Here is a 22,301-nt window from a genome sequence, read left to right as displayed (position 1 = left end):
GCACGCGAAATGACGACAAAAGCAATCTCGAAGAAGTCAGAGAACAAGAAATAGCATTATTGATAAGAGTAGGCCAGAGATTTTAAATGGCCTTTAAAGAGCAAATTCATTTATACATGAATCATTATAGTACAATTTATAAAGACGAATTATTTAATCATATTCTTCCTTTCTGGACGGAGCATTCGCTCGATAGGGAGTATGGGGGCTATTTTACCTGTCTGGATAGAAGAGGTGGAGTTTTTGATACGGATAAGTTTATGTGGCTGCAGGGGCGGCAAGTTTGGCTCTTTTCGAGTATTTACAACAAAATTGAAACACGGTCATCCTGGTTGGATATTGCAGTTCATGGTGCCAGCTTTATGGAAAAACATGGACGTGACGAAGAGGGAAACTGGTATTTTTCGCTTGATCGACAAGGGAAGGCACTTGTGCGGCCCTATAATATTTTTTCCGATTGCTTTGCTGCAATGGGATTTGGTGCCCTGTATACAGCAACCCAGGAGCAGCGTTACGCGGAAATTGCGCAAGACACCTTTCATAATATATTGAAACGTCGAACACATACCAAGGGCATATACGATAAGGCTGTTCCAGGGACACGTCCATCAAAGAACTTTGCTTTGCCTATGATCTTGAGCAATCTCTCCATCGAACTGGAGCATTTATTGGAACCTAACCTGGTGCAGGAATTGATTGAGGATATCGTGGTGGAGGTAATGCATGTATTTTATAAAGAGGAGCAGGGGCTTGTCTTTGAAAATGTAAGTCCCAATGGTTCATTGCTGGATAGTTTTGAAGGAAGATTGCTCAATCCGGGACATGCGATAGAGGCCATGTGGTTTATGATGGATCTGGGAGAAAGATTGCAGCGACCAGCGTTGATTGAAAAAGCCATGCGTATTGGTCTTCGTATGTTGGAGCATGGATGGGATGAGAAATATGGAGGTATATTCTACTTTATGGATGCGCAGGGTAAACCGACCCAGCAGTTGGAATGGGACCAGAAGTTATGGTGGGTGCACTGTGAAACACTGGTATGTATGGCGAAAGCTTGGGTACTAACGGGAAATGAAGAGGCTAAACGTTGGTTCGAACGGGTTCATGAATATACCTGGACGCATTTTAGGGACCCCGAACATGGCGAATGGTTTGGCTACCTCAATCGAAGAGGTGAGGTATTGCTCGATCTCAAAGGCGGAAAATGGAAGGGATGCTTTCATGTACCTCGTGCCTTATGGAAGGTATATGAGGTGTTTGAAAAAGCAAAAATAATCGTGTAACTTAACTGGTATGGATGCTCTCAATGGAATAAATGCGTTGACCTTAGTTTTCGCAGCGATATTGATCTTTGCGATCGCGTATCGTTTTTATGGCTTGTTTTTAGCAAATAAGCTGCTCAGGTTGAATGGAAGTCGCCAGACACCGGCGGTGGAGTTTGCTGATGGCCATGATTATGTGAAAACCGATAAAAAAGTGTTGTTTGGCCATCATTTCGCTGCGATAGCTGCGGCAGGACCACTAGTTGGTCCAGTTCTCGCGGCACAGTTTGGTTATCTGCCGGGCGCTCTGTGGATATTAATTGGTTGTGTATTAGGTGGCGGTGTGCACGATATGGTCGTGCTTTTCGCTTCTGTACGACATAAAGGCGAAAGTTTGGCAACCATTGCCTCCAAGGAGGTCAGTAAACCTATTGGCACTATTGCTGGTATCGCCGTACTTTTTATTTTGATCCTAACGTTGGCCGGATTATCGCTGGCCTGTATCAGTGCAATGCACGAGGCACCATGGTCTTTATTTACGATTGTACTGACAATGCCCATTGCTATTTTAATGGGCTTGATGATGCGCTATCGGGAGGGCTCGGTGACCTTGGCGAGTATCATTGGTGGTATCTTGCTTATTGCAGGTATTATAGCCGGTCATCACCTGATGCAGGTTCCAACTTTTCACGCACTTTTCAACTGGGATGTGAAAACGATCTCTATCGGTATTGCTGTATATGGTTTCTTCGCTTCAGTATTGCCCATCTGGCTATTATTGGTTCCGAGAGATTACCTGTCGACCTATCTCAAAATAGGTACAATTATTATGCTGACGGTAGGAATATTTTTTGTTGCACCAACAATTCAGATGCCCGCTTTGACCTCATTTATCCATGGTGGCGGACCTGTAATTTCAGGACCTGTCTTGCCCTTTATCTTTATTGTGATTGCCTGTGGAGCCATATCAGGGTTCCACGCTATTATCGCAACCGGGACGACGCCCAAAATGATCGGTAATGAACGTGAGATCTTGTTTGTGGGGTATGGCGCCATGCTTGTTGAGGGCTTTGTTGCCTTGATGGCCTTGATTGCAGCTTGTACGTTGATGCCTGGTGATTATTTTGCAATCAATACGCCGGTAGCCGATTATGCACAGTTTCTAGCGCAGCACCCCCATCTTTCAGCTGTGGATTTACCACATTTTATAGACAGAATAGGTGTAGATCTGCACGGTAGGACGGGCGGGGCAGTGTCGTTGGCTGTAGGGATGGCTCATATCTTCGATAAGGTTCCTTTTATGAACGATATAATGGCCTATTGGTATAATTTCGCTATCATGTTTGAAGCTGTTTTTATTCTTACGGCGATTGATGCAGGTACCAGGGTGGGACGTTTTTTTCTACAGGAAATGCTTGGAACTGTTTTTCCTAAATTTAGCGATAAAAACTGGAAACCAGGTGTATGGATTTGCAGTGCCCTGTTTACGTTTTCCTGGGGATATTTGGTTTATACCGGTAACGTAAGTAGCATTTGGCCATTATTTGGTATTAGCAATCAGCTCTTGGCAGCCTGTGGTCTGATTGTATGTACAACGATGCTCATCCGGATGAATAGACGAAAATATGTCTTGTTTGCAGCCGTTCCCGGTGTCTTTATGGCCGTGATTACATTTTGGGCCGGCTATCTTCAGGTGGTACAAGGATATGTGCCTAAAGGACAGTACCTACTGGCGGGTTTGGCCGTAGCAGCGATGTCATTGATGGCGATTGTATTTATCGGAACGTTTAAGAAGTGGATATACCTTGCACAAAGGAAAGAGCAGGTGAAAGATCAATATGGAGAGGTTGTGAAGGAGATTGTAGAAAGATAAAGTAGCGTGGATTTCAGTGAAATCCACGCCTTATGTCTTAATCGATAATAGAAAGCAGACGGTCCCGAATGAGAAGGCAAGCTCCAAAGGCCGCAAGTTTTTCCCCATTATTTGAATAAGCAAGTTTGGTGTCCTTGTTGACAATGGATAATGAAAACTTATTGACTGCATTTTTCAGCGGTAACATCAGGTATTCCTCACTCTTGGCTAAAATACCACCTACGATGATGATTTCTGGATTGAAAATATTGATCAATGTAGCAAGTCCACGACCTAATTTTTCCCCAAGTTCATTGATCAACTCAATAGCGAGATTGTCATCTTTTTTTGCAGCAGCGATAATATCGCTGAGCCGGATATCTTCCAGATCATTGAATTTTTTTGTTAGGATGCTCGTTGCGCCATTTTGCAGTGCTGCTATTACACGGTTTCTAAGTGCAAAACCAGATGCTTCCGTTTCGAGGCAACCCTTTTTTCCGCAGCGACAGATGATATCGTTGTCAAAAATGGGAATATGTCCAAATTCACCCGAGAAACCCGATTTCCCATAATAGATCTTTCCGTTGATTAAAATACCCAATCCGATACCGTTGTCTACATTGACAAAGAGTGCATCTTTCTCGTCCTTTAAAATTCCACTCGAAAACTCGCCATACGCAAGCGCCTTGCTGTCGTTTTCAAGATAGGTGCGCAATTGCAGCTCCTGCTCAAAATATTTCGATAGGGGATCTTCATAAAAATTAAAATAACTGTAGGAATAACCTGTTCGGTAGTTAATGCGACCAGATAAGTTGATGCCGACACCCAATATTTTATCTTTTTGAATATGATGTGTGGCAATAAACTGGTTGATCTCTCGACAAATATTTTGAAGTGATTCCTGATTATTTTCCAAACGATGGGAAATTTCCTCTTGTGTGGCAATAATGTCTTTCTTCATATCCATTACCACGATACTAAGATGATCATGGCTTACCTGAACGCCAACAAAAAAAGCTGCATTTGCAAGTAAGCCGTAAGAATTTGGTTTCCTACCAATTCCCGAAGTCGACTTTCCATTATCCTGGACCAGCGCATCTTCTATAAGTTCATTAATAGATTCATTAATTTTTGGAATACTGATGTTAAATTCCTTGCTCAATTCAGGAATAGTTGAAGGCCCCTTAGTCGCAAAAAAGGTCAAAATCTCCTTTTTAAGCAAAATATTTTTATAGGCTACACCGCTATAGCTTGCATCATGTAAGTCACTCAAGAATTTTATACTCATAACTGTGTTACGTTAACTTCTGGGTAAATATAGTAAATATATCATCACGTTAAATTAAGTTTGTGTTTTTTCTTCTTTATTAGCCTCTAATTAATAAAAAAAATTAGAAATAATTTGAATATTTAAAATTTTATTTCTTATTTAGCGTTGTATAAATAATATACCTAATTATTGTAAACCAAAATATGTTGCCTTGCCCCGTGTCAGAACGTTGTGTGTTTTATCCAAAGAAAAACGTCTGATCATGGTTTAGGTAACCGAGTGACCATAAATACTATTTTTTAACATAACACTATTTTTTCATTCCTAAATTATGAAACCAACACATGTAAAACGCAGGTATCTTTTTAAGGCATTGGGATTACTTATTGTTTTTATGCAATCCGCAATAAGCTTTGCTCAATCCATTGTAAATGGTACCATACGAAATCGCGATGAACAGCCTATTTCTGGGGCGACGGTTAAAGTAGTGGGCACTTCTGTAACAACACGTACAGATCAAAAAGGGAGTTTTACCGTGCAGGTAGACCAACTTCCGGCTGAACTTCAGGTTAGTTATATCGGCTATTTGTCGCAGTCGCGGAAGATCACAGTTGCCGGTACACAAAGTTTTGTTTTGCAGTCCGATGAACGTCAGATTGACGAGGTCGTTGTTGTGGCTTATGGTACGCAAAAGAAGAACAACGTTGTTGGTTCTGTCGTACAGATCGGAGGTGATCAGCTCAAGAAAGCCCCGTCGATGAATTTGACCAATGCACTTGTCGGACGTGTTCCCGGATTGACAGCATTACAACAATCAGGACGCCCGGGGGCAGATAATGCGACCTTGTATCTGCGCGGAGTTGGAACTTACGGCGGTAATCGAAGTCCTTTGGTGATTGTCGATGATATCGAAAGACCGCTTTCTACCTTGGCTTATCTGGACCCAAGTGAGATAGAAACGATTTCCTTTTTAAAGGATGCAGTTTCCACGGCCGCTTATGGTGTACAGGCCGCCAATGGTATTATATTGGTTAAAACAAAAAATGGGCGAAAGGAACAGACCAAAGTAACCTATGACTTTGGATACAGCATTGGCCAAAATACCCGCTTTCCAAAATTCCTCAATGGACCGGATTATATGAACTGGTATAATAAAGGAACAGAACTGGACAATGATTTTCTCCGCAATACGAAGCAAACTGAATCACCTTACATCTACACGCAGGAACTCATCGATGCTGTGGCAAATGGAACTAATACCAATCCGTTATTTGGGAATACAGACTGGATTGGCCTATTGGCAGATAATAATAGCTATTCGCAACATCATGCTGCTACAATTTCTGGTGGAGCGAGCAAAACGCAGTATTTTGCTTCGGTCAGCCACATGAACCAGGACGGGGTGATCGACAATACCAATTTTAAACGCTACAATATCCGTACAAACCTTAAAAGTGAACTTAATGAATACCTGACGGTTGGTTTGAACATTGGTTTGCGTAATCAAAATACCAATTTACCCGGTATTTCACCCGATAACTCGGCCTATATGAATCCATTTTACCAAGCTGTTCGGATGCTGCCAAATTTGCCTATGTATGCCCCAAATGGACTCCCGGTAGCATATCAGGCCGGAGCAGGATGGGTCAACCCAATTGCTTCGGTTGCAAATTCAGGATACCAGAAGCTCAAAAGCAATATCTTTCAGGGAACAGCAAACATTGATTTTAAAGTTCCGGGAGTAAAAGGTTTGCTGGCAAAAGTTCAGGGCGCATACGACTATAATTCGGATGAATCCAAATCTTGGCTGACACCGTATCCGACGATGGGAAGACAGCGGGACCAGGTTGCAGGCGACTTTGTGGCCATGACCACTTTGCCTGGAATCACGAAGACTTCTCTTCGTCAGAGCTTTGCTGCAAGCTATCGCAGCACCTGGCAGGCCAGTTTAAATTACAACCGCACTTTTGGTGATCATAGCATCGGTGTATTAGGTTTATATGAATATGCAAAAACTCATGGTAATCAATTTGGTGCCGGCGCAAGTAATTTTCCAATCAGTATTATTCAGGAAATAAACTATGGTTCGGCTTCCCAGGAAGACATTATCAAGTCTACAGGTTCCAGTGATGCAGAATCTGCACGGGCGGGATTTGTGACACGGCTGAATTATGCTTTCCGCGATCGTTATTTGGTGGAGTTGGTGTCGCGTTGGGACGCCTCCGCTAACTTTGCCAAGGAAAACCGCTGGAAATCTTTTCCGGCCATTGGATTGGGCTGGGTTGTCTCAAATGAGTCCTTCTTTAAGGAAGCTGTCCCTTTTGCAGATTTCCTTAAAGTAAAAGGGTCTATTGGGCGTACGGGCAACGATCGTGCACAAGTGGGTAGTTTCCCTTACATTAATACCCTTTCGCAAAATACAACACCAGTCATTGTCATAGACGGCAAACCGGTCAAAGCCTTATATACCAATGCACCTCAAAACCCACTATTGAAATGGGAAGAATCCACCACATCCAATGTTGGATTTGAATCACGGTTTTTAAATGGAAAATTTGGTTTTGATTTCGAATGGTTCTACCGTTATACTTCCGGTATTCTGGGACAGGTAGGAAACCTTTATCCAGCGTCGATGGGTGGTTATTTTCCGAGTTTGGCCAATATCGGCGAAGTTGATAATCGCGGTTTTGATGCTCAATTGCGTTATAACGACCGTTTTGGTGAATTCAAACTGGGCGTAACCGGCAATATTAACTGGGCGAAAAACAGGTATCTGAAACTGGATGAAGCGAACGGTATCCCTTCTTGGCAGAGTCTCATTGGCAAACCTATCGGAACAAAAATTGGATTTGTCAAAGAGGGGATGGTACAGACCTGGGAGGAAGCACGCAATACACCTTCACCAAGTTCGGGATTTATGGCGCCCGGTTTTTTCAAATTTAAAGATTTGAATGGCGACGGCCGGATTACCCGAACAGATGATATGACCTATATCGGACGCTCCAATGTACCTGAATTAACATTCGGTTTGAATTTCGATATGGCTTATAAAGGCTTCGACTTTTCAGCATTGTTGCAAGGTGCTGCACGTGTTGATGTTACCCTAGCAGGAGCTTACGAAGGATCGTCAGGAACTTCAGGGGTAGAGGATAATACACCTTTTACGCGACCTTTTTATAATTATGGAAACTCCCCTTATTTCTTGGTTGAAAACTCATGGCGCGAAGACAATCCGAATGGCGAATTTCCACGTATGAGTGCCTATAAAGCAACAGGTATGTCGACGAACAATGCAAATGCCAATTCAGGATGGATCAGAAAAGGAGATTATCTGCGGCTTAAATCCGTGCAGTTGGGCTACACTTTCCCGAAAGGATTGCTGAATGCAGCGAAGATTGAATATGTACGCGTGTTTGCTTCGGGCTCAAACCTTTTCACATGGGATTACTTGAAATACCTCGATCCCGAAATGCCAAATGTCAATAATGGATTTTATCCGCAGCAACGGATTTTTGAATTTGGTTTAAGCGTTACTTTTTAATCTCCTAAAAATTATTATTACAGATGAAAACAACTCTATATACCAGCTGTCGGCAGCTTTCATTTTTAGGCCTGTTGTTTATGGCGTTGCAAGGTTGTTCTGTCGATCTAATTCCACAGGACCGGATCGCAGAAGAGAAAGTATGGGCTGACCCCAATTCGGCCGAACTATATGTGTCGGGTATCTATGCTGAATTTAAAAAATTCCAGTTTGGTCAATTTCCCAATTTAGGCTATGACAATGCAATGGATGCTTTAGCCGATGGAATGAAATTTACCTCAAATACGGCTGGGAATGGTACCGTCAATATTCTTGTATCCAACTCAAACCAGTTTTCTTCCGCAAGTGTGGGCCTGAATTATTGGGCGAGCGGATATGAACGTATCCGTCGTATCAATGAAATGATCAATGGGATTAACACCAAGTCCAGCCTTTCCGATGCTCAAAAACAGGTTTATGAGGCTGAGGGCAGGTTCGTGAGAGCATATGCTTATTTCTGGCTGGTAAAGATCCATGGAAGCGTGATTCTATTCAAGAGTATGGATCAGTATACTGAAAAAGATCACGAACGCTCGAGTGAGGAAGCCGTTTATGATTTTATCCTGGAGGATCTCCAATATGCGGTGGATCATCTTCCGCTCAACAATCTTGCTGGCCGGGCTACCCAGGGCGCGGCCTATACCTTGATGGCACGTGTAGGACTGTATGCAGGCTCTATTGCTAAATATGATCTCAAGCAGTTCAATCAGGATCCTTTGACGGGCATTTCACAGGCGAGGAGCGCGGAGTATTTTAAAAAATCAGCCGATGCAGCGCAAAAAGTCATCGATATGGCTAATGGGGGACTCTATGCCTTGGACGATAATTTTGCAAGCATTTTTACCAATAAAAATACAAAGGAAGCAATCTTTCGAATAGATTTTGCAGCACCTGATGTCACGCATCAATACGACCTGGGCTATGCCCCACCTCGAGATGCTCCGGGTAATACATTGGTTTATGGTGTGCCAACGGCTGAATTGGTCAATGAATTTGAAATGGCTGACGGATCCAAATTCTCCTGGCAGAATGCTGCGCAGGCAGTGGCTCCCTATACAAATCGTGAACCTCGTTTCTATGCGACGATCTTGTACAATGGTGCAACCTGGAAAGGAAGAACACTGAATACGTCGACGACCGATGCGATAGAAGGATTTACAACATTTGGCGCGAGTGGCGACCCCAAACGTACCGTTACGGGATACTATGTACGCAAAATGCTTGATCCTACAAATACCACATTCGTTCAAAATAAGAGTACACAAAGCTGGATCGAAATGCGCTATGCAGAGGTCTTGTTGATTATGGCGGAAGCGAAAGCGCAATTGGGCGATTTTGCGACTGCAACTACCTACATCAATCAGCTTCGCCAGAAGCGTGGACTTAATGCCCTTAGTCTTGCCAACAATAATCAGGCAATGGCTGCAGTGGAGCACGAGCGCAAAGTTGAACTGGCTTTTGAGGGACATCGTTTCTGGGATTTGCGCCGTTGGAGAAAAGCTCACCTCCTGTTGGATAATGTGAAGTTTACAGGGCATAAGATCAGTCCGAACGCAACAGGATTAACGTATGAAGTTGTCTCAGCAGACGCAACCGAAAGAAGTTTCAGTACAAAATTATATTATCTGCCCATACCTGAAAATGAAGTGCAGCTGAACAGCGCTTTGACTCAAATTAAAGGTTGGTAAAAACATGAAAGACTAGCAATGGACAAAATAAAATTTTACAGTTTATGGGCCTGTGCGATCCTTTTGGGAGGATGTCAAAAACCTAATTATCTGGAGCGGAATGTGAAAAATCAATTGATGGATTTTTACGCTACGATTGATGGGAAAGGGCAAGATCGGCTCTTCTTGAGTACGATCAGCAATGATACGGTGTATTTGCACGTAGATTATTATTATCCGATCGATTCGGACAATGAAGTAGATCTTTCGCGACTGATGTTACGCGCTTCCGTTCCGGCTGATGCCCAGGTGACGCCGGGATTAAATGGATTTACAGACTTGACGGCACCCAAGAAAATTACTGTCACCGCGGGAAACGGTGACGCAAAGGATTATGTGGTTATTGCCGAGAAGAAAGGCAATACAGATATTTCAGGAATCAAAATTACATTTAAAGATAGCGAACAAAAGGAAAATGAGGTTGAGGGGATCTTAAATGGGAATACGGTGACGTTTTATGTGGTGCCGGGTATGGATCTTTCACAATCTACGCTGAGTTACGTTATTAATAAACATTCCAGTGGTTCTATAGCAAGCGGAGCTCAGGTCAATTTAGCAAACGGTGCAGAAGTACCACTGACGATTTCTGGAGCCGGAAATATCAAGCGGCAGCTCAAATTGGTTGTCAAAGAACCTGTCAAACTTGAAAAAGGGGTGGGCATTAACCGGCGCTTGTTCCTGAAGAAAGCGGCAGACTTGGGCTTCACTGCAAATAGTGAAACGTCCTGTTTTGTGAGTGGCGACTACTTGGTGATTGTGAGCCGGACTTCACCATCTGTATTTAAGGTATACAACCGTTTCACAGGAGCTTATTCCCATAACCTAACAAATCCTTTCCCGGCAGGTCGTTTGATCTTCCAAGGCGTGAGCGATGAAAAAGGACGATTTATGTTAGGAACTTATACGCCGAATGGACAGAGCTTTGTGCTGTACAAATACAGAGATGTTTTTGATACCAGTCCTGCCAAGCTATTGGATCTACCTTATAGCAAACCTGCTGCGGTAGCTGCCGGCGATGGCAATATCGGTCGTAAACTTAACTGGGTAGGGGATTTGGACGGAAACGGTCAGTTACTCGCTTCGGTTGCAACCAGTCGTTACCTCCTGCGTTGGACAGTCGAAAATGGCCAGATAAAATCTACCGCTGCCGATGTCCTGGAATATAAGGATGGTGCGACATCATTGGGCTTCCTTCCGGAATATCTTCCTTTAGGGGTCGGCGCTAACGCCGAACTGATCGCGAGCACTAACGCCGAACTTGCTTATGTTTCGGGAAGTACCTGGGGGCGGCTAGCAGCATTCCCGGCAATTACCGGTACTGCTATGAATGGTGGTATCGCCTTTCAGCGTTTTAACAACGCAGATATTTTGGCTCAGGTCAAATTGTTCGGAAGCAATGAGATTGGTCAGATGTATGTTTATGATATTAGCGATCGAGCCCGCATTGGTACCACACTGAGTTCACCGACCTATAACCAATTACGTGTTTATGAGTCCGAGCTGTTTACTGGCGGTACCAATGGTAATGCAACCAGCGACATCTGTATGGGAACTTCAGAAAATGGACAAAGGCTTCAGGTGTATATGTTGACGACCTTTGGTTATCTCGTTGCGCAGGAGTTTACAATTTATGCCGATTCAAATTAAAATAATCGTTCCTTCACGCAGCTTGTGTTGCAGTGGAGGAACATTGTATTCATTCGTAAAAAAATAAAATTATGAACAAGCACATCAAAACAAGCTTATTGTTGATGTTAGGTTTAGTTTCGTGTAAAGTTGGATTTGCACAAAAAAATGATTTAAGTAGCGTGTCCAAAAAGATTGTAAGCGCAAATAAAGGCGATATCGTCTTATTGGAGGATTTTCTAAAAACGGACTTTCCCAAGTTGCCTTACACAAAGACCGTATTACCGGGGCCGCAGTATATCATATCTGATGATCCCGAGTATATCCGTGTTCCGGAAGCCATTGCACTACAGGAGACGGTTGATCCCGGAGCAGTTAGGTTGTATGTCTATAACGTCAATGGTGTTAAAGAACCTCAAAAAATGCCCCGTAAGATTTCGGCGGTCATAAAAAACCTGGGGCATGAAAATATGCATTTTCGCATGTTGAAGTATGCTTCACAAAAACCGAGTTCAAACTATTTTGAAATTGGAAAGAAAGGGCTTGAGGACTACTTTTTATCTGCTGTAAACAATCAGGTGAAAGTGCTTAAACCGGGGGAAGTGATGGCTATCGATGAAAAACTGGAAAAACAGCTGGTACAATACGATGAACTTGTCCATGGATTCTATGAATTTGTGGTAGACCAGCCGGCGCAGATTGCTGTCATACAATTTGCTCCAAATGAGTCTGGCCCAAAAGTGTTTCCGCGGATAAAGACGTTGATTCCACATAGTCACGCAAACGCTGGGCGTGGTATTTTTCCAATTTCCAATTATCAGATTAATCCGAAAGATACGCTTGATACCAAAAAAGGAGCAGTGCAGCTGATTGTTGCCGACGGACAGGGCGATCCATGGATCACGGGAACGATTGGTGCGAAAAAGGAATTTGCCAAGAATGCCGGAAACTACGGTGTGCTGTATAAAACAAAGATTAAATGGAAGAGTACAGACGGAAAAGGATTGGCTTTGGTCAGCTGGAACAGTCGATCTGGTGACAACCAATGGTGTGGTGGTATGGGGCTGACAATGGAACTTGTGGGGCAAGATGGTCAAAAGACAGTGATGCAATATCCCAAAAATGCGCTGATTACAAAAGGTTATCCAGAGGCAATTCTCATCGAAACTTATTGGCCCGACCCGAAGAAGGAAATACAGGAAATAGAATTTACCTATTCTCCTCCGGGAGCTTCCTGCCTACCGACCCCATTAATTTTTGTACCTATTGATCCGAAGAAATAATGAAACACATACTCTTACTTTTTTTACTAGGCCTGACCGCCTGCAGTGCAAAAAATGAATTTGTTAAACCAGAATTTCCGGTCGTAGGTGATGATGGAAATGAGTATCTCAAAAATGAGGTGCGTCCGGCTTCTTCAAAAGCTTGTTTTCAAGGAGCCTACTATCGAAAAGTCGTTTCCAGTACAGATGTTTGGGTCGGCATTAAGGCCGAAGTTACCTTACCAAAGATGGAATTTGATCCGGCGCGGTTGAACCCGAGCAAACCCAAGCAATACTTGGATAATCCCTCCGTTTATATGGGCGGTAACATGGGGGGACAGGAAACGGATATTGGTCTTACCTGGGAAGTTATTAAAGATGAAAAAGGAAATGTGACTGAAGATAGACGGGCTTTCAGACCATTTTTACGAAGAGCTGCACATGGCTCTGGCCAGGCAAGTCTTTATCAAAATGCACCCGCACAGGACGAATATTATTGGTATCCTGGAGAAAAGGTGCTGATGACATTGGAAATTGTTGGTCCGGGTATGTTAAAATTTGCTATACAGGGTAACGGCAAGAAATATGAAGCTACGTTTGAAAGTGCTGGATATACCCTGGGTGGATTGGGTGAGTTTAAGCGGGTGAACGCTATCGATCAGGTGGCCAATGAAGGCAAACCTGTACAGGCAACAAAAACGAAAGTATTGGAAGCAATTTGGTCCTACACCACTTTACTCCGCTATGATGCAAAGCAAGTGATTGAAGTGCCTATGCATGCGGGACGGATGACGCAGATGGCCTGCCCAGCGGCACAATATTTTAAAATCCAACAGGATGCAGCTAACCTCAAAAAAGGAGGGGAGAATGTGTTGATTAATGGGGGCGGTTTTTAAAATTGTTTAAGAAAAAGTATATAGGGTTAAAAGCCAGTTGTAAACAGCTGGCTTTTAACATTTCTAACGACGATTTGTTTTTTTCTATTGGTGTTCCTAACGTCTTGTTTAACCGATTTAGTACCTGATAAAAAATGCTTTTTTTAAAGTTTTATTTTGTTTATAAAAAGTTATTTTCTACTTTAGTGTTGCCCATTCAAGGGCACTTTTCATAAAATAGGTTAATAATATGGCTAAAACACCCGGGGTACCCCATGCTTTCGGGTGTTTTTTTATTAATTATTCTCTTCTATTAGATCAAAAAAAATGATCGGGTCATACAGAAATTTTTTCATCAGTATTTTTTATTTCGATACAGCATCTACATTTTGTTACATAAGCGTAGTTTTTTACCTTTTTTTCTTCAATTTTTAGCAAAATTACCTTATGACCAAATAGCAACCAAATTTTACGTTATCACAGTGCTTGTTCAGTGATCGTTCAGTGCTTGTTCAGTGATGATTCAGTAAGCACTGAACAAGCACTGAACGACTACTGTATTAAAGGTGAATGAAAATTGTTATTACCCACAATTTGGTATTTGGTTGTTTCAGATTTAATCATTATATTGGATATTTATAGTTTTTTGGTTGTGGCAATCATTAAAAAGATCATCGATGCCATAAGAATGAACAAAGTTTCGTGTTATAGATGATCCTTCTCTACGTATTAATAGTTTATCTTATTTTTAATTTTTTAGGTGCGTAGGCTTCCTTAGCATTGTATCGTGTTGTTCTTCTTATTTTTATGTATGTCGGGTTAGGAATTTTGTATATATTTGAGAAGAATCTAAAGGCCATTGTCCGACGGGTAGATGAGTTAAGTGCTTCAGCAGAAGTGACTATCAATTTTTTAAATTATGAAATATCTGTTCCTGTTTTTGTTAAGCATTTGTTTTTTGTCAAGTTGTGACAAAGAGGATGCTGATATTGACGCTACAGAGATTGATGGGATAGTAATGGGCAAAAGGTATCAGTTTGAAGGACGTTCTGTTGGATTTTCTGTTAGTCAGTTTTATGTAGATGGTACGGTAGATAAGAATTTCTATTTGGGCACGGTCTGGGGTTTGAAAGACACGACGCCGCAGCTAAAGTTAACCGCTCTTCGCTCTTATTATAAACCTTTTAAAAACGCAGTTTCATCTACGCAGCCAACTTTACCTTCGATTCGTATCATCCCAAGTTATGATGCTATTCGAGTTTTTGCAAAGAAAAGCAGAGGGGAACCAGCTGTTTTGGAGCAATCTTCTGTAGGTGCTTTTTTCGACTATAGAGCGATACGTTATCATCTCAATAATAGCCCTGACGTAGATAGTGTGCTAAAGTTGGTTCGCCATCGTGATTCAACCACAATAAAGAGGGCAAACAGCTTGCTATTGCGTCGGGAGCATATTGCATTTAGCCTTCAAGTTGATCTAGCGGATGATGTAAAGGGTTTTAACAAGGAGGAAGTTGAAAAATTAAAAAATAGCGGATATAATCCTTATTATGTTTCATCCGCAAATTACGGTACACATTCCATTGTAATGGGAGAAAGCGATTTTCCGCGTGGTGATCTGAAAAATGTCCTGGAGAAATTACTTTACAACCAAGAACTGACCGAACTGGATAAAGCAATATTAAATGGTTCAGACGTATTAATATATCTGCGCGGCGGACGACAAAAAGGCTTTATCAGACGTGCAACAGGTCTCAACCCAATTAAAAAACTTGTTGCGGATTATAAAAATGAACTTGAATTGCAACAGCATAGCTATGATTATCCTATTAGCTATAGTCTAAGTGATCTCAATTCTTATGGACACCTAAAATTTTGGTATTCTTATGATTTTCTTGTTCGAGAGGAGAAGGAGTGAATTTGCGTTTAGTCCTGCTCTTAATCCATTGAAGTGCAATGTCGCTTGGTTCAGCCGATGCTGAAAGACTAGTGTTGTGATCTAATGTAGGGAATAGGCAATACTCGAAAGGTTTTCCCTGAGCTTTCAATGCATTGAGGCGTTCTATCGATAAGCCTACCGGTATTTGGATATCTTGCGACCCGAACAGCCAAAGTCCTGGTACAGCTGTCGTTTTTAGTGATGTGACTGGATCGGTATTGATAAATTGATAACGGTCTGGATCATTCATCACATGATGACGAGCCTCAGTCTCCGTATGTTTATCCCAAAAGTCTTTTCTTCCATTTGTAAAGAACTGAAATCGGAGCTGTTCACGCGCAGGAATTACTGCACCACTATACAAGACAAAAAAGTCGACCAATGGATTTTTGTTGGCCGTCAATGGAATGATCCAGCCCGCTTGACTAAATCCTAGCAGTCCGATTGGAATATTCGGGTTGTGTAGTTGTTGATGGAACGTTTTTACAGCTGCTTGTGCATCTTTTGCAAGCAGATTGAGGTTAGCGGAGTCAATATTATTTGTACCAACCTCAGGGCCGGCATAAATTCCCTTCGATTTTCCTACCCCACGTTTGTCATAGGTAAATACAGCAATACCATTTCGAGCTAAAAATGAGGCGAAATCCGTCATCCTTTTCTCTTGACCGGAACCGTGAACGAGGACAATGGCCGCACGGGGATGTGTTGGCTGAAGTATGGAACCTGCCAATTGAATGTCCTCACTCTTAAATAGGATATCTTTTGTTAGCCAATCTGAATTTTGGGCTTTCGCAATCTGTGAATAGGTCACAACATATAGAAACATCAACGATAGCAGCACATAGAATGTGATCCGTTTTATCGAAATGAGCTTCGGCGGAAAATAGTCTAATAAATGGATCTTAGGCATAAGAATTTCTCGGTTATATTTATCGAAGTTAATCATTTGAACTTTAAATAATTTGTTTTTTTAATCATTTTAAGAATTTTTAGACGGGAAGAATAGTTGTTGATATGCTGATGGAGACATTTTTTTTTGTTTCTTGAAAAAATGCGAGAATGTAGACAAGTCTTGAAACCCGAGTTCAATCATAGTCGTCTTGATCGGATTGGGCGCAGTGCTTAGGAGATGCATAGCTTCTTTTAATAAGCGCCGGTGTATCAATTTAAGTGGCGCAACACTCATATGGTATTTAGTGAGCTTCCTAAGTGCGTTTTCAGTCATATTAAGCGCATCTGCATAATAGGCAACATCATGTTGCTCCTTGTAATGTAGCTCGATCAACTCCAGGAATTTATTTAAAGTTACTGAAAGGGATGTCGATTGGGGATATCCCATCCGATCCATCAGAATACGACTAATTTCCTCTAAGCTAATTGATGCACGCTTCCCTAAAAGTGGAAATAGCGGTTGAATTCGAGAAAGTTCCGATCCTATTTGTTGTAAATCGGTACGTAGTTTTTCAAATTGATATTCTGTGATGTCTATTATAGGGTTATGCCTTAGTAACGTCATATTGATAGGAAGGCTAAGACATAGCTTTTCGAAATTTTGTCTAGAGAGTTTAAACTGATAAGCAGTAGTCTCTTCCATACAAGAAAAGGAACTTGACTGTCCTGGAAAAATTAAATGAATTTGATAGCTTTCTAACGGATACTTTTTCTGGTCAATGAGATGAATACCACCTTTTGATTGCAATAACGTAAATACAAATTTTTCATTATTCTTAACTTGAATGGTATAATTTGTAACTCTCCATAATTTGAATAAAAAGCCTTGCTGTTCTACGTGTGAACCGCAAACTTTTACATTTCCTGCACAGAATGTAATCCATTTTAATGCGAGATGATAATTTAGCACTTTTTTTAACTATTTTTTAATTTTTGCAGGCGTATTTGGCGGATGTCTCCACTTTCTATGCACACGTGAAAAAAAATCATTGATGTATTTGGCGCAGTCGACGCTCAAACATTCTTGGTTGAAAAACTTTTTGATTAATGTTTCTATTATTCAAGTTAATATTTTTTTTTGAGATCCGAAATTTTTATTGAAAAATAATCGATAAAATAATAAAATTCTTCTTTGGGCTATTCAAAAAAAAACGGGTATTTTCGTTAAAAAATACCCGTTTTTATAATAAAATGTTCGCTACTGCATTTGTATGCCTTCCATGGCATTCGTATTTTTATTTTTCTTAAACATGTTCATATCCATTTTTCCAAAGCGGTAGGAAAGATTCAATTTGATCAATTGTGGATTTGAAAGACGGTAATAGGTTTGGGAAAACCCTTCTCCGGAGGAAACGATTGTATTGCCTCGTGTTCTGAAGATATCATTGATTGCCAGAGTTGCTGAGGCAGCCTGATTCTTTAAGAAACTTTTTTTGATGGCAAAGTCGATACCATAGAATGGTTTGATATACCCTTGTGAAGAGCTTTGCGCTTGGTTCATGGGTGGGCCAAATGTTTGAGCCTGCGTTACTGGCATATTTGTTTTGCCCTGATATTCAAACGCAAGCTGCAGATTCCAGTTTTTCTGCAAATTGAACGTATTGTTCAATTTTCCAAATACGGTCCACATACCTTCCGATGGTGTTTGTTCGTCGACTTCAATTTTAGAATTGTAGAAGTTAAGGTCTGCCGTCAGATCCCACCATTTTTTAAGCGTATTGGTGTACGTGAATTCTGCGCCATAATTTTTGCTGGAGTTGGCATTGATATAGGTGTTAATGAAGTCCATTTTGTTTGTGACCGGATTCAGCTCCTGCGTCAGATAGCGGGTAATTAGGTTATTTGTACGCTTATAATATACCGTTGCCAAAAATGTACCTTTTCCATGTGTACGACTATAGGACAATTCGCCCGATGTAGTAAATTCAGGTACAAGATCCGGGTTACCTCTCGTAATATTCAAGCTATCCGTGTAGTCAACAAAAGGGATGAGCTGAAAGAAGTTCGGACGGTTGACACGACGGGTTACGCTCATCTGTATTTGGTCTTTTTCGGTTAGCTTTTTGCTCAAGAACAAAGAAGGAAATAAGCTCAGGGGATACTTGTTGTGGAACTTTTCGTTTGTATTCAAAAGTTCACCGTCGTACGTTGAGCTTTCTGCGCGCAGCCCAACTTTATAGGATACCCAGTCCTTGAGGTTTCCTCCAAGTGAGGCATAGGCTGCATAGACGCTGTTCTTATTGTTATAGTTCGCTGAAGCTGCGGTGATATTCTCAAAATCATCTTTGTCCACGGCTTTTAAGGAATTATTATTGAGATTTTTGAGTTTATTGATCTGTGCACGTACACCAGTTTCGAGTTTCATGCCATTTTTGAATGGTTTGACATAATCTGCCTGCACAGTCATGAACTTATTATCACCGGAACCGATGTTTTTTTGGATTTGAGTTCCGCTGATTTCCCTGCTTCCATTGCGGTAATTGGTGGTGTATAAACCATTGGATGTGTTGTTACCGCCAAAATAATTGAAATCCACAGATAATTCCTCGCCTTCAGTTTTGAATTTTTGGACGAGACCAGCTTGCAATCCACGTGGCTTAAAGCTTCTTTCAGATTCGGAAATCCGATCGCTGAGTGATTTGTTATTGCCAGAGGTGGTTGAGATCGACGAGTTCTCATTCGGCTTAAATTTACCCTGAACCAATACGCCGGCTACAGATAGCGTTGTTTTGGGACTTAAGTCGTAATCTACGCCGAGCCGGCCAAAGGTAATCATACCTTTTGTTTTGCCTTCAATATCTTGATCTACTGTTGATTCTATACCATTAATTGTACTGGTACGGTGGCTGTCGCCCTCGGTGTTGGTCCGCATGCGCATATTCATTCCCGTCAGTGAGATATTGAATTTATTTTGACGCAGATTTAAACTACCCATAAAGTTGGTCCCACCAAAGCGGTCTCCACCTAAGGTGACCATACCATTGTATCCAGCTTTCTTATTTTTCTTCAGAATAATGTTGAGGATACCGGCCATACTTCCAGAAGCGTCGTATTTGGCAGATGGATTTGTGATAATTTCGATTTTGTCGATCACGTCGGCCGGAATCTGTTCGGGAGTGAGTGTAGTCGGTTTTCCATCGACAAAAATGGTAGGAGCTGCATTTCTCAATTTTACGTTTCCGTCAATATCGACTTGTACCGAAGGCATATTTCGGAGTACATCAATTGCTGTTCCACCAGCGGCAACAATATTTTTCTCTACATTAAATACTTTTTTGTCAATGTCCATTTCGAGAAGTGCCTTACGGCCAGTGACGGTAACTTCATCGAGCTTACGGTTGTCATTTTCCAATTTGATCGCACCCAGATCTTTACTTGATGTTTTATTGTCGCTATAATCTACCGAAAGATCTATTGGAGCGTATCCGACAGAGCTGATTTTAATCTTCCATTTGTCTTTTGCCGAAATGGCGGAGAAATTGAACTTTCCGTTTTCCGATGAACTGGTGCTTTTTACAAGAATTTCCCTTTCCTTACCTGTCGTTTGGTCTATAATGACCTTCAATAGATTAACCGAAGCTTGCGAAATAGGTTTCCCTTCATTGTCTACAATTTGGCCCGAGATCTGGCCTTCAGACACTGCGAAAGCAGGTCGTCCTCCTGCGGGTGCTTGAGCGTGTACGGCGGCAACTGTGGTTGCCATTAATGCTATTGCTATCAATCTTTTCATTTTTTTTCTTTGCTATGCTATCTTTTATGCGGATTAGGCTACATCATAGTACACAAATTTGAAAAGGATTTTTTAGCTATGCAACCATCTGTAGACCGAAGGAGCGAATGTGTAGACGAATGGATCATTATCATGATGCAATCCGGCGATATTAGGTAAACTGTTCAATATTTTTGATGTATTTTTTACCAATAGGAAGGGCAGCTTCGGGCAAGATTAATCTATTTTGGAAGATCTGCTCAATACGGTTTTTGTTGACAATAAAGGAATTATGTACGCGGAGAAAGTCTGTAGTAGGTAATATTTTTTCCATCCCGCGTAAGTTACTACGCGTAAGAAGTGGCGATTCTCGGTCTACAAGATAAATCTTTACATAGTCTTTCAAACCTTCAATGTAACTGATCTCATGGAGTGATATTCTTGTCTTTTTGTATTCTACATTGACCATAATGTGATCTTGTACAGCAGGTTTTTTCGAACGGAGCAGCATGCTTTCTTCCGCTTTTTGGACTGCGGCGGCAAGTCGGGTCTTTGAAATCGGTTTAAGGAGATAATCTAGGGCATTTAGCTCGAAACCTTCGACTGCATATTGGTGGTAGGCCGTGGTAAAGATAACCAGCGGGCGAGGAGTGAGTTCCCGAATAAATTGCGTGCCCAATTGATCGGGCATTTCGATATCAAGAAAAATCAAGTCGATATGGTGATCTTTTAAATATTCTTTAGCTTCGGCCGTGGCATTAAATTTACCGGCGACCTCAATATGTTCAAAATTTAATAAGTCGTCTTCAAGAATATTGAGCGCGAAGGGTTCATCATCAATCAATATACATTTAATCTTCATCAGTCATCAGTTTGAGTGTTACTTCAAAATCTCCATCGTCGGTCTTTATAATCGTAAGATCATGACGATTGGGATATAGTAATTGCAATCTTCTATGTACATTCATCAGTCCTATACCTTCATTTGGACGTGTTTCTGTATGTTTTAAGATTCTATTGCGGGATGTGAAGACAATTCCACCTTCGATTTCCTTAAATTGAAATTGTATCTGGGGTGCAGTTTTACTGTCCACACCGTACTTGAAAGCATTTTCTACAAAATGTATGAACAGAAGAGGGGGGATGAGCCTGTTTTTGACGGTATCTTCAATAGCTAGGCTTACATTTCCTTCAATCGGAAGACGAAGAGTTTGTAAATCAATGAAGTTGCGCATATGATCGATTTCTTTAAACAGCTCGACTTTGGGACCATCTACTTCATAAAGGATATACCGAAGCATTTCGGATAGCTTAACAATAGTCCCTTCGGAATCGGGAGACTGTTTGCGGATAAGCCAACGGATATTGTTGAGTGTATTGAACAGAAAATGTGGGCTGATCTGAAGTTTTAACATGGTTAGTTCTGCCGTCGTTTTTTCCAGTGCAATCTGTTTATTGAGTTCTTTTTGTCTAGCCTGTTCGTCATACAGAAAGATCATGGAAGAAGTAATCATGCAGAGGGAGTAAATAATACCTGGACCGATCACCAGGCGGACAAATAGAATATTCTCCTTCGTCAGATGAGCAAGTTCTCCAGCTGGATTAAAATAGACTATGCTATAATTCAGGGCTACATAAGTGGCGAATCCCAGTGCTATCAATAGTACAAAGATCTTTCTACGGCCGAAAAAATAGGTCGGTGCGACAATGTAGCAATGTAAATAAAAATGGGTAGCTAGGAATATGATATTTACTAAATGCGAGAATGCTGAATAGGGCTTAAAATCTGCGATCTTATCGGGTTGGTAAAGATAGGTAATAAAGGGTAAGAGCAATAGTATTGTCCAGATGACAATATGTAAATAGAATTTTCTGAAAAATCTGCCGATCATGTGATGCCTAATTAAACCCTTTATTTTTGGATAACCCCAAACTTAGATAAAATGCTAATTATATGCAATATAAATACCTTTCGAAGCAAAAAAAATATTCATTAAAGCCTGTTGTAAATTCATCTGCCTTTGCTGCTAATCGATATAATGTACATGCGAATCGATTGAATCCTATGAAAGCGGAAAATAAGCTGAACCGTTGGGAATAGTTTTGTATTTTGCAGGTATAAACTTTAGCATGAAGCAATAAGTCCAAACCGATGGCAGAACATGAATTTGACATTTAATCCGTATTGCGGAAAAAAATCTGTAACCGCTTTGAGTTTTGGTATCACTCAATTGGTCTTAGGTTAGGGAAT

General features: G+C 41.3%; 14 protein-coding genes. 8 read left to right on the top strand and 6 right to left on the bottom strand.

Annotated elements, in window-relative coordinates; genetic code table 11:
- Nucleotides 1-116 precede the first annotated feature (116 nt).
- A complete protein-coding gene (locus VXM68_RS20465) occupies nucleotides 117-1,283 on the top strand; it encodes an AGE family epimerase/isomerase (protein WP_294182864.1) in 1,167 nt (388 codons plus the stop codon).
- A gap of 10 nt (nucleotides 1,284-1,293) precedes the next feature.
- Nucleotides 1,294-3,135 (top strand): carbon starvation protein A, encoded by a 1,842-nt coding sequence (locus VXM68_RS20460; protein WP_293954495.1) that lies wholly within the window; start codon nucleotides 1,294-1,296, stop codon nucleotides 3,133-3,135.
- Nucleotides 3,136-3,172: 37 nt separating this feature from the next.
- Here the strand turns inward: VXM68_RS20460 and VXM68_RS20455 are convergent, their stop codons facing one another.
- On the bottom strand, nucleotides 3,173-4,402 hold the full coding sequence (locus VXM68_RS20455) for an ROK family protein (protein WP_367209839.1): 1,230 nt from the start codon (nucleotides 4,400-4,402) through the stop codon (nucleotides 3,173-3,175).
- A gap of 313 nt (nucleotides 4,403-4,715) precedes the next feature.
- Here VXM68_RS20455 and VXM68_RS20450 point away from each other — a divergent pair, with 313 nt between their 5' ends.
- From VXM68_RS20450 to VXM68_RS20425, 6 genes are all read left to right on the top strand, one after another.
- Entirely contained in the window at nucleotides 4,716-7,925 is a 3,210-nt protein-coding gene (locus tag VXM68_RS20450; protein WP_367209838.1) for a SusC/RagA family TonB-linked outer membrane protein, read from the top strand.
- A gap of 23 nt (nucleotides 7,926-7,948) precedes the next feature.
- Nucleotides 7,949-9,652 (top strand): RagB/SusD family nutrient uptake outer membrane protein, encoded by a 1,704-nt coding sequence (locus VXM68_RS20445; protein WP_367209837.1) that lies wholly within the window; start codon nucleotides 7,949-7,951, stop codon nucleotides 9,650-9,652.
- A gap of 18 nt (nucleotides 9,653-9,670) precedes the next feature.
- Nucleotides 9,671-11,338, top strand: a complete 1,668-nt coding sequence (locus tag VXM68_RS20440; protein ID WP_367209836.1) for a DUF5018 domain-containing protein — start codon at nucleotides 9,671-9,673, stop codon at nucleotides 11,336-11,338.
- Nucleotides 11,339-11,409: 71 nt separating this feature from the next.
- Nucleotides 11,410-12,600, top strand: coding sequence for a copper amine oxidase (locus tag VXM68_RS20435; RefSeq protein ID WP_293954505.1), 1,191 nt, complete (start codon nucleotides 11,410-11,412; stop codon nucleotides 12,598-12,600).
- Nucleotides 12,600-13,475 carry a hypothetical protein gene (locus VXM68_RS20430; RefSeq protein WP_294182855.1) on the top strand — a complete coding sequence of 292 codons (876 nt, stop codon included), beginning with the start codon at nucleotides 12,600-12,602 and terminating at the stop codon, nucleotides 13,473-13,475. Before VXM68_RS20435 ends, VXM68_RS20430 begins: the two co-directional genes overlap by 1 nt.
- 937 nt (nucleotides 13,476-14,412) lie before the next feature.
- On the top strand, nucleotides 14,413-15,369 hold the full coding sequence (locus tag VXM68_RS20425; protein WP_367209835.1) for a hypothetical protein: 957 nt from the start codon (nucleotides 14,413-14,415) through the stop codon (nucleotides 15,367-15,369).
- Here the strand turns inward: VXM68_RS20425 and VXM68_RS20420 are convergent.
- From VXM68_RS20420 to VXM68_RS20400, 5 genes are all read right to left on the bottom strand, one after another.
- Nucleotides 15,302-16,300 (bottom strand): alpha/beta hydrolase family protein, encoded by a 999-nt coding sequence (locus VXM68_RS20420; RefSeq protein ID WP_367209834.1) that lies wholly within the window; start codon nucleotides 16,298-16,300, stop codon nucleotides 15,302-15,304. The genes VXM68_RS20425 and VXM68_RS20420 overlap by 68 nt on opposite strands.
- A gap of 69 nt (nucleotides 16,301-16,369) precedes the next feature.
- The gene (locus VXM68_RS20415) at nucleotides 16,370-17,251 is read right to left on the bottom strand and encodes an AraC family transcriptional regulator (RefSeq protein WP_293954541.1); all 882 of its coding nucleotides are present in this window, start codon (nucleotides 17,249-17,251) and stop codon (nucleotides 16,370-16,372) included.
- A 288-nt stretch (nucleotides 17,252-17,539) separates the two neighbouring features.
- Nucleotides 17,540-20,071 carry a TonB-dependent receptor gene (locus VXM68_RS20410; protein WP_367209833.1) on the bottom strand — a complete coding sequence of 844 codons (2,532 nt, stop codon included), beginning with the start codon at nucleotides 20,069-20,071 and terminating at the stop codon, nucleotides 17,540-17,542.
- Between the two features lie 151 nt (nucleotides 20,072-20,222).
- Nucleotides 20,223-20,912, bottom strand: coding sequence for a LytR/AlgR family response regulator transcription factor (locus VXM68_RS20405; protein WP_367209832.1), 690 nt, complete (start codon nucleotides 20,910-20,912; stop codon nucleotides 20,223-20,225).
- Nucleotides 20,902-21,942 (bottom strand): sensor histidine kinase, encoded by a 1,041-nt coding sequence (locus tag VXM68_RS20400; protein ID WP_367209831.1) that lies wholly within the window; start codon nucleotides 21,940-21,942, stop codon nucleotides 20,902-20,904. Before VXM68_RS20400 ends, VXM68_RS20405 begins: the two co-directional genes overlap by 11 nt.
- Nucleotides 21,943-22,301: the final 359 nt, after the last annotated feature.

The sequence above is a fragment of the Sphingobacterium sp. R2 genome, from assembly GCF_040760075.1.
Lineage (GTDB): Bacteria > Bacteroidota > Bacteroidia > Sphingobacteriales > Sphingobacteriaceae > Sphingobacterium.
This window is presented reverse-complemented; position numbering and strand designations above follow the sequence as displayed.